General features: G+C 71.9%; 9 protein-coding genes. 7 read left to right on the forward strand and 2 right to left on the reverse strand.

What is annotated here, in order from left to right; translation table 11 throughout:
* Positions 1–3 precede the first annotated feature (3 nt).
* Genes ACIBQZ_RS33140 through ACIBQZ_RS33155 form a run of 4 tightly spaced genes read left to right on the forward strand, consistent with a single transcriptional unit; the run spans position 4 to position 4,032 of the window.
* Positions 4–750, forward strand: coding sequence for an amidohydrolase family protein (locus ACIBQZ_RS33140; RefSeq protein ID WP_396092775.1), 747 nt, complete (start codon positions 4–6; stop codon positions 748–750).
* On the forward strand, positions 747–2,045 hold the full coding sequence (locus ACIBQZ_RS33145; RefSeq protein ID WP_396092776.1) for a phenylacetate--CoA ligase family protein: 1,299 nt from the start codon (positions 747–749) through the stop codon (positions 2,043–2,045). Before ACIBQZ_RS33140 ends, ACIBQZ_RS33145 begins: the two co-directional genes overlap by 4 nt.
* 16 nt (positions 2,046–2,061) lie before the next feature.
* Positions 2,062–3,225: an FAD-dependent monooxygenase gene (locus tag ACIBQZ_RS33150; protein ID WP_396092777.1), complete on the forward strand. Its 1,164-nt coding sequence runs from the start codon at positions 2,062–2,064 to the stop codon at positions 3,223–3,225.
* A 30-nt stretch (positions 3,226–3,255) separates the two neighbouring features.
* Positions 3,256–4,032 carry a 2,3-dihydro-2,3-dihydroxybenzoate dehydrogenase gene (locus ACIBQZ_RS33155; protein WP_396092778.1) on the forward strand — a complete coding sequence of 259 codons (777 nt, stop codon included), beginning with the start codon at positions 3,256–3,258 and terminating at the stop codon, positions 4,030–4,032.
* Position 4,033: 1 nt separating this feature from the next.
* Here ACIBQZ_RS33155 and ACIBQZ_RS33160 read toward each other — a convergent pair whose 3' ends face one another.
* The gene (locus ACIBQZ_RS33160) at positions 4,034–5,197 is read right to left on the reverse strand and encodes a LuxR C-terminal-related transcriptional regulator (protein WP_396092779.1); all 1,164 of its coding nucleotides are present in this window, start codon (positions 5,195–5,197) and stop codon (positions 4,034–4,036) included.
* A gap of 332 nt (positions 5,198–5,529) precedes the next feature.
* Positions 5,530–5,970, reverse strand: coding sequence for a MarR family winged helix-turn-helix transcriptional regulator (locus ACIBQZ_RS33165; RefSeq protein ID WP_396092780.1), 441 nt, complete (start codon positions 5,968–5,970; stop codon positions 5,530–5,532).
* 95 nt (positions 5,971–6,065) lie between these two features.
* Between ACIBQZ_RS33165 and wrbA the strand changes: the two genes are divergently transcribed.
* The 3 genes from wrbA to ACIBQZ_RS33180 all read left to right on the forward strand — a co-directional run.
* Positions 6,066–6,692 (forward strand): NAD(P)H:quinone oxidoreductase, encoded by a 627-nt coding sequence (wrbA, locus tag ACIBQZ_RS33170; RefSeq protein WP_396092781.1) that lies wholly within the window; start codon positions 6,066–6,068, stop codon positions 6,690–6,692.
* Positions 6,693–6,720: 28 nt separating this feature from the next.
* Positions 6,721–8,145: an MFS transporter gene (locus tag ACIBQZ_RS33175; RefSeq protein ID WP_396092782.1), complete on the forward strand. Its 1,425-nt coding sequence runs from the start codon at positions 6,721–6,723 to the stop codon at positions 8,143–8,145.
* A 189-nt stretch (positions 8,146–8,334) separates the two neighbouring features.
* Positions 8,335–8,430 (forward strand): S-adenosylmethionine synthetase N-terminal domain-containing protein (locus ACIBQZ_RS33180; RefSeq protein ID WP_396092786.1); only part of this gene is annotated, 96 nt, incomplete at its 3' end.

The following is an 8,430-nucleotide window of genomic DNA, read 5'->3' on the forward strand; positions in this document are numbered from 1 at the left end:
CGGATGCCGGTGTTCGACTTCCACGTGCGGCTGGCGCCCCGGCCCGGTGCGGTGGACCGGCTGCTCTCGACCCTGGACGAGTGCAAGATCGATCGGGCGGCGGTCGCCGCGGGTGGCACCATCGACCTGCGCCGGCTCTCCCGGCAACTGGTCGAGGGCGGCCATGTCGAGACCGACGCTGACAACGAGGCGGTGCTGGCCGCCGCCACGGCGTCCGGCGGCCGGCTGGTGCCGTTCTGGTTCGCCAACCCGCACCGGCCGGCCGCTGAGTACGCCGACAGCGGTCCGCGGTTCCGAGGGTTGGAGATCTCGCCGGCGGTGCACGGGGTGCCCCTGACCGATCCGCGGACCGCCGGCCTGGTGGCGGTCGCGGAACGGTTGCGGCACCCGGTGTACGTCGTCTGCATCACCCGCCCCGGCTGCGAGGTGGCCGACCTGGTGTCGTTGGCACGGGAGCATCCCGGGGTGCGCTTCGTGCTCGGCCACAGCGGCGTCGGCAACATCGACTACCACGCCGTCGACCTGATAGCCCCGGTGCCCACCATCTGGTTCGAGACGTCCGGCGGCTACAGCGGGGTCCTGCGCGACGCGATCGACACGCTCGGCGCGCACCGGGTGCTCTTCGGCTCGGAGTTCCCGCTGCAGCACCCGGATGTGGAGCTGGCCAAGTACCGGGCGGCCGGAGTCGGCCCCCGGGAGTGGGAGATGACCGGCTGGACAAACGCCATCAATCTGCTGGAGACGCCATGACCCTGCCGCAGCTCGGCGACTGGAAGACCGAAGAGCAACTGCGCGCCATCCAGGACGCGCAACTGCCGACGACGCTGCGCTGGGCGGCGGCCTCGCCCTTCTACCGGTCGCGGCTGGGCGACGCCACCCCGCGGGACCGCGCCGACCTGGCGAAGCTGCCCCTGACCACCAAACAGGACCTGCGCGACCAGTACCCGTTCGGGCTGCTCGCGGTCGACCGGGCCGAGCTGGCCACCTATCACGAGTCGAGCGGGACGGCCGGGCAGCCGACCCCGTCCTACTACACCGCCGAGGACTGGGTGGACCTCGCCGAGCGGTACGCCCGCAAGTGGATCGGCATCGGCGCGTCCGACACGTTCCTCGTCCGTACGCCGTACGCGCTGATGATCACCGGCCACCTGGCGCATGCCGCCGCCCGGCTGCACGGCGCCACGGTCGTGCCGGGTGACAACCGGTCGCTGGCCATGCCGTACTCCCGGGTGGTGCGCGTGCTGCACGACCTCGAGGTGACCCTGACCTGGTCGATGCCGACCGAGACGCTGTTGTGGGCGGCGGCTGCCCGGGCCGCGGGACACCGGCCGGGCAAGGATTTCCCGGCGCTGCGGGCGTTGTTCGTCGGCGGCGAGCCGCTGAGCGACGCCCGGCGCGCCCGGATCACCGAGATCTGGGGCGTACCGGTGATCGAGGAGTACGGCTCGACCGAGACCGGCAGCCTCGCCGGCGAGTGCCCCGGCGGGCGGATGCACCTGTGGTCCGACCGCGCCGTCTTCGAGGTGCTCGACCCGGACACCGGCCGCACCTCTGCCACCGGCACCGGCCAGCTGGTGGTGACCCCGCTGTTCCGGCAGGCGATGCCGCTGCTGCGGTACAACCTCGAGGACAACGTCGAGGTCTCCGACGCCGAATGCGAGTGCGGCTGGGCGCTGCCGACGGTCCGCGTGCTGGGCCGCTCGGCGTTCGGATATCCGGTCGCCGGCACGAAGGTCACCCAGAACCGGGTGGAGGAACTGGTGTTCGGGCTCCCGATCGAGCACGAGGTGCTGTTCTGGCGGGGCCGGGCGGACCCGGACGTGCTCCGGTTGCAGATCGAGGTGCCCGACGAGCACCGTACGGCCGCCTGCGCGGCGCTGAGCGAGGCGGTCCGCTCGGCGTACGACATCCCGGTCGACGTCGCCGGTGTGCCGGTCGGCACCCTCGTGCCCGGGAGCGTCCTGACCGGTGTCCACGACGTCGTGAAGCCGCGCGGCCTGTTCGGCGCCGACGAGGACTGGGACAAGGCCTTGTTGTACTACTGAGCGGAAGGACGACGCGATGCACATCGCGATCATCGGCGCCGGCATCTCCGGTCTGACCACGGCCGTGGCGCTGCGCCGGGCCGGGCTGACCAGCCAGGTGTACGAGCAGGCGCCGGAGCTGACCGAGGTCGGCGCCGGACTGCAACTCGCGCCCAACGCCGTGCGGCAACTGCGCCGGCTGGGTCTCGGCGACGTGCTCGACGAGGTGGCGGTGCGCCCCGCCGCGATCGAGATGCGACGGTGGGACGACGGCGAACTGATCATGTCGACGGCGCTGGCCGGATGCGAGCAGCGGTACGGCGCCCCGTACCTGACCGTGCACCGGGCCGATCTGCACCGCTGCCTGATCGGTGCGCTGCCGTCCGGCACCGTGCGGCTGGACTCCCGGCTCACCGGCCTGGCCGAGTGGCCGGATCGGGCCGAGCTGACGTTCGCCGACGGGTTCACGACCAAGCCGGAGGTGGTCGTCGGCGCGGACGGCATCCATTCCGTGACGCGGGAGCGGCTGGTCCGGGACCGGCCCCGGTTCTCGGGCCAGACCATCTACCGGGGCCTGGTGCCGGCCGACAAGGTGCCCGAGCTGGCCGAGGATCCCAAGGTGCGGCTGTGGCTGGGCCCGGACCAGCACTGCGTGTCCTACCCGGTGTCCGGCGGCGCCTGGATCAGCTTCGGTGCCACCACCCCGGCCGACGGCTGGGACCTGGAGTCCTGGACGGCCGCGGGTCAGGCGGAGCACATGGTACGGGCGTACCGGCACTGGCATCCCCAGGTCCTGGGGCTGCTGTCGGCCGCCGGTACGGTGCGCCGCTGGGCGCTGCACGACCGGGACACGATCGAGCGCTGGAGCACCGACCGGCTGACCCTGGCCGGCGACGCGGCCCACCCGATGCTGCCGTTCCTGGCCCAGGGCGCCAATCAGGCCGTGGAGGACGCGGTGGTGCTCGCCGAGTGCCTCGCCCGGTCGACCGGTGACGTGGCCGCGGCGCTGCGCCGGTACCAGGACATCCGGGCGCCACGGACCGCGGAAGTGCAGCAGCGCTCCCGCGGCAACACCCGCACGCTGCACCTGCCCGACGGCGACGAGCAGCGCCGGCGTGACGCCGAACTGGGCGGCAGGGCAGACCTGTCCGGACAGGACTGGCTGTGGGCCTACGACCCGACGACGGCCGTCGCGCCCTGACCGGCCGCTGAGCACAGAGGAGACCACACCATGCAGCACAGCGGAGTCGAAGGAAAGACCGCGATCGTCACCGGCGCGGCCCAGGGCATCGGCCGTGCGGTGGCCTGCGAGCTGGCCGGCCGGGGGGCCCAGGTGGCCCTGGTCGACCGCAACGCCGAGGCCCTCACCACGGTCGTCGACCGGATCGACGGCGTCTGCGCGGCGTTCCCGGCCGACGTGGCCGACGCCGGCGCGGTGGCCGGCGCGGTGGAGCGGGTCGAGGAGCAGCTGGGGCCGGTCGGCATCCTCGTCAACGTTGCCGGCGTGCTGCCGATGGGCGCCATCCTGGAGCTCAGCGACGAGGACTGGGCGCGGGCGTTCACCGTCAACACGCACGGGGTTTTCACGGTGTCGCGTACGGTGGCTCGCCGCATGAAGGAGCGCCGGGCCGGGACGATCGTCACGGTCAGCTCCAACGCGGCGTTCGTGCCCCGGGTGGGGATGGCCGCCTACGCGTCGTCGAAGGCGGCCGCCACCGCTTTCACCAAGTGCCTGGGCCTGGAGCTGGCCGAGTTCGGCATCCGCTGCAACGTGGTGTCGCCCGGCTCGACCGACACACCGATGCTGCGCGGCATGTGGAGGACCGACAGCGACCGGTCGGCGACCATCGACGGCTCGCTCGCCTCGTACCGGGCCGGCATCCCGCTGCGCAAGGTCGCCCGGCCGGAGGACGTCGCGGAGGCGGTGGCCTTCCTCGTCTCCGACCGGGCCGGTCACATCACCATGCACGACATGTGTGTCGACGGCGGTGCCACCCTCGGGGTCTAGTTCACGAGGTGTGCGACGCCGCGACCAGCCGGGCCAGCTCGATCCGGGAGGTCACCGCGAGTTTCCGGAAGATGCGGCGCATGTGGTAGTTGACCGTGTGCGGGGAGAGGAACACCCGGTGGGCGATCTGCTGGTTGGTCATGCCTTCGGCGGCGAGCTGCGCGATCGTCCGTTCCTTCTCGCCGAGCCTTGCGAGGACCGGATTCGGGCGCGCGACAGGCGTCAACGGCCGGCCGGCGGCCTGCTGGTGCAGGGCGGTTCGCAGGTTGGCGGGCAGGGAGGCGCGGATCAGCTGCCAGAGCATGGTGCTGCGGAACTCGGGCTCGACGCCGTCGCTGACCACCAGACCGGCGTCGGTGGCCTCGTCCAGCAGGGGCAGCAGCTGCGCGACCGGCTCGTTCATCATCTCCGCGACGGTCGTCAGGCTGAACTGCCGGTTGAGCGCCGCCGCCACGTGGATCATCTGCCGGCACCGTGGCGACAGCGTGCAGATCCTGTTCCGCACCCCGAGGACGACCTGTTGCGGGATCCGGGGGTGGAGGAGGCGGACATACCCGCCGGCGTTGCCCAGCGCTCCCTCGTCCCGCAGGCCGGTGACCAACTCGATGATCAGCCGCGGGTGACCGTTGGCCTGGGCGACGAAGGAGAGAAGGTCGGGGCAGGGGGGCGCCCCGAGCACCTCGGTCACCAGCGCCGCCACGCCCGGCTCGGGGAGGTCACCCAGGGTGACGTGGACCACCTTTCCGGCTGCCACAGCGGCCGGTGACAAGCAGTCCGGGCGGGTGGTCAGCACCCACACGCACGGGGCTGGGCGGTTCTTGGCCAGCCAGCGCATGTCCAGGCGCAGTCGTGCGGGATCGGCCAGGTGCGAGTCGTCGACGCCGATGACGATCGGCACGCCGTCGTCCGGTGGCAGCGGGTGGCCGGCGAGCGGCTCGGGCAGGGCGGTGGCGGCGTGCAGGACTGCGATGTCCCGCCCGTCGACCGGGCCCGCCGTGTGGCAGCCGCGCTCGCGAGCCTGCCCCAGGGCGGCGCCGAGCAGGTGACTTTTGCCGACGCCCTCGGCGCCCTGCACCACTATCGCCCCGATGTGCTCGGTCGGCGACTCGAGCAGGGCGGCGAGCTCGTGGAGGAGATCCTGTTTTTCCCGGACATTAGCCAGCATGGTTTCCCCGTCTGATCGAACCTGCGACTGCCGCCCCGGCCGGACGCCCGGAACCGCGTCGCGGTGACGGGCGCGCGCCATCCTGCGGACGCGGGCCGGAGCGGGTGCTGCTGGTGGCGCTGAGCATCTGATGCGGCGCCGGTCGTCCCGGCACGATGGTGAGGCGTCCTTGCGGACCTGGGACCGACCACACCGATTCTCGCGCCGTCCAGGGATGCGAACATCGGGCCAACCCGTGATTCCAGGCGGGCGGTGGGGCGTGTGCCCTTCGTCGGTGCTCCCTGACATCGCGTAAATAGGGGATGCGGTGTCCGCCGCGCGGCGGGTATCGACTAGGCAGACGATCTGCCATCGACGTTCGTGGACATGGTGTGCAGGATGCCGGGCAGCTGCCGCAGCATCGCGGCCGGCAGGTCACGGACCGTCTCCTCCGCGAGGGTGACCCAAAGCACCCGGATCCGGTCGGCCAGCGCCTTGCCGCTGTCGGTCAGCGCTACGACGGTGGCGCGCTTGTCGGCCGGGTCGGGGCTGCGCCGGATGTGGCCGGAGGCCTCCAGCTTGCGAGTCATCAGCGTGACGCTGGGTGGCTCGCAGCCCAGCGCCTCGCTGAGCTGCGCCTGGATCAGCGGGCCGGTCCGGTCGAGCTCGAGCAGCACGGCCTCCTGGCCGGCGTGCAGGCCGAGCGGGGCCAGCAGCTGCGCCGCCCGGGCCCGGTGGCGCAGGCTGAGCAGGCGGATTCCCTGGTTGAGGGCGTCGGCGTACTCGGGATCCATGGCCCCTCCTTGACAACAGCGTTCGTTACGCGCATAAGATTATGCGCGTAACCATTACGCGCATAAGCAATGCTACACAGTCCCGAGGAGTCGACATGACGGTGAAGGTCGCGGTTTTTTACTACAGCTCGACGGGCACGGTGCACGCCCTCGCTGAGGCCGTCGCCGAGGGCGCCACCTCGGCCGGGGCCGAGGTGCGGCTGCGCCGGGCCGCCGAGCTGGCCCCCGCGGAGGCCATCGACCAGAATCCGCAGTGGCGTCAGCATCTCGACGCCACCAGCTCGGTGCCGGTGGCCCAGCTCGACGACCTGGCCTGGGCCGACGCGTACGCGTTCGGCACGCCGACCCGGTTCGGGACGCCGGCCGCACAGCTCAAGCAGTTCATCGATCAGGCCGGCGGCCTGTGGCGCGAAGGAGTCCTGGCCGACAAGCCGGTGACCGCGTTCACCTCGGCCTACAACCGGCACGGCGGCAGCGAGGCCACGATCCTCGCCCTGGGCAACGTCTTCTACCACTGGGGCGCGGTGATCGTGCCGCCCGGCTTCACCGACGCCTCGGTGTACGCCGCCGGTGGCAACCCCTACGGCACCGTCGCGACCGGGGGCGCCGGCGCCGACGCCGCGGCCCTCGATGCTGCCCGCTACCAGGGTCAGCGGCTGGCCGGCTTCGCCCTCCGGCTGAAGGGCGCTCCCCTCGTCGCGGGCGCTGCCCAGAGTGCCTGAGGCACGGTCCGATGAAGCGGAGGAAGTGATGACGAGTACCCGTGCCGACAGCCGGGCGGTCAAGCCGTACACCGGCCCGACCTGGCTGGTTCTCGCACTGGCGTGCGCCTGCCAGTTCATGGTCATTCTCGACGTGTCGATCGTCAACGTCGCGCTGCCGGCGGTGCAGCGAGATCTCGGGTTCACCGATACCGGCCTGGCCTGGGTGGTGAACGGCTACGTCCTGGCGTTCGCCGGTTTCATGCTGCTGGGCGGCCGCGCGGCCGACCTGTTCGGTCACCGCCGCATGCTGGTGTCCGGGCTCGCCCTGTTCTCGCTGGCCAGCCTGGTCGCGGGCCTGGCGACCAGCGCGGAGATGCTGGTCGCCGCCCGCACCGCGCAGGGGCTGGGTGGCGCGATGCTGGCCCCGGCCACCCTCGCCGTGATCAACACCTGCTTCTCGGAGGGGGCGCAGCGCGCCCGGGCGTTCGGCGCGTGGTCCGCTGCCGGTGGCGTCGGCGGCATGGTCGGTGCGGTTGCCGGCGGTGTGCTGACGACCGGGCTGTCCTGGCGGTGGGTGTTCCTGATCAACGTGCCGATCGGGGCGTTGCTGATCGCGGTGGCGATGTCGTCGCTGACCGCGCGGCCCGGCCGCCGCGAGGCGCTGGATCTGGCCGGTGCGATCACCGGTACGGCCGGGCTGGCGGCACTGATCTACGGCGTCATGCAGACCGCCGACCACGCGTGGGGGTCCGCGCGGGTGCTCGTCCCGGTCGTGGCCGGCGCCCTCCTGCTGGCGATCTTCCTGGTGGTGGAGAAGCGGTTCGCCACGGCCCCGATGATGCCGCTGCGGCTGTTCAGCAACCGCAGTGTGGCCGTCAGCAACGCGATGCTCTTCCTGTTCGGTGGCATCGCCATCGCGATGTGGTTCTTCACCTCGCTCTTCATGCAGAACGTGCTGGGCTACAGCGCGCTCGACGCCGGGCTGGGACAGACCCCGGCCGCGGTCATGTTCGTGGTGGTCGCGCGGTTCGCCGCCGGCTGGCTGCCGAAGACCGGCGTACGCCTGCTGGTGCTGGCCGGGTGCGCGTGCTTCGTGGCCGGGTTCGCCTGGCTCTCGCAGGCGGGCGTCGGCAGCCACTTCATGACGAGCGTCCTGGGCCCGACACTGCTCGTGGCGATCGGCATCGGTCTGGTCTTCCCGACGCTGATGGCGTCGGCGACCGCCGACGTCGAGCCGCGCGACGCCGGCATCGTCGGTGGTCTGGCCAACACGGCCAGCCAGGTCGGCGGATCGGTGGCGCTGGCGGTGTTCGCGACTGCGGCCGCCGCTCGCGCCGCCACGCACAACGGTGAGAGTTCCTCCCCCGAGGCTCTGGCTTCCGGGTACGAACTGGTGTTCGGCCTGGCGGTCGGAGTGGCCCTGGCGATCGCCTTGGTCAGCGTGCTGTTGCCCAAGTGGCAGCGGAGCTGACCCGCGACGACAGGTGACGTCGCGTTGCCCCCGCGGTGACCACCCCATGGCGGGCCGACCCCTCGCGGCCCGGCATCCCGCGTGGGCAACGCGACGAACGAATCCCTGACGCGTGCCGGCGCATCGGCGCACCGGACCGCAGTGATCACACTTCGTGCACCACCGCGACCCGCAGAAACCGGAGCCCCCATGGCACGCCGCCTGTTCACGTCCGAGTCGGTCACGGAAGGCCACCCGGACAAGATCGCTGATCAGATCAGCGACGGTATTCTCGACGCCCTGCTG

This window comes from Actinoplanes sp. NPDC049599, assembly GCF_044465625.1.
Lineage (GTDB): Bacteria > Actinomycetota > Actinomycetes > Mycobacteriales > Micromonosporaceae > Actinoplanes.

Excerpts from the sequence above, each read along its gene's own strand:
- ACIBQZ_RS33140 (WP_396092775.1), top strand. The coding sequence starts at position 4 with ATGCCGGTGTTCGACTTCCACGTGCGGCTGGCGCCCCGGCCCGGTGCG.
- ACIBQZ_RS33145 (WP_396092776.1), top strand. The coding sequence starts at position 747 with ATGACCCTGCCGCAGCTCGGCGACTGGAAGACCGAAGAGCAACTGCGC.
- ACIBQZ_RS33150 (WP_396092777.1), top strand. The coding sequence starts at position 2,062 with ATGCACATCGCGATCATCGGCGCCGGCATCTCCGGTCTGACCACGGCC.
- ACIBQZ_RS33155 (WP_396092778.1), top strand. The coding sequence starts at position 3,256 with ATGCAGCACAGCGGAGTCGAAGGAAAGACCGCGATCGTCACCGGCGCG.
- ACIBQZ_RS33160 (WP_396092779.1), bottom strand. The coding sequence starts at position 5,197 with ATGCTGGCTAATGTCCGGGAAAAACAGGATCTCCTCCACGAGCTCGCC.
- ACIBQZ_RS33165 (WP_396092780.1), bottom strand. The coding sequence starts at position 5,970 with ATGGATCCCGAGTACGCCGACGCCCTCAACCAGGGAATCCGCCTGCTC.
- wrbA (WP_396092781.1), top strand. The coding sequence starts at position 6,066 with ATGACGGTGAAGGTCGCGGTTTTTTACTACAGCTCGACGGGCACGGTG.
- ACIBQZ_RS33175 (WP_396092782.1), top strand. The coding sequence starts at position 6,721 with ATGACGAGTACCCGTGCCGACAGCCGGGCGGTCAAGCCGTACACCGGC.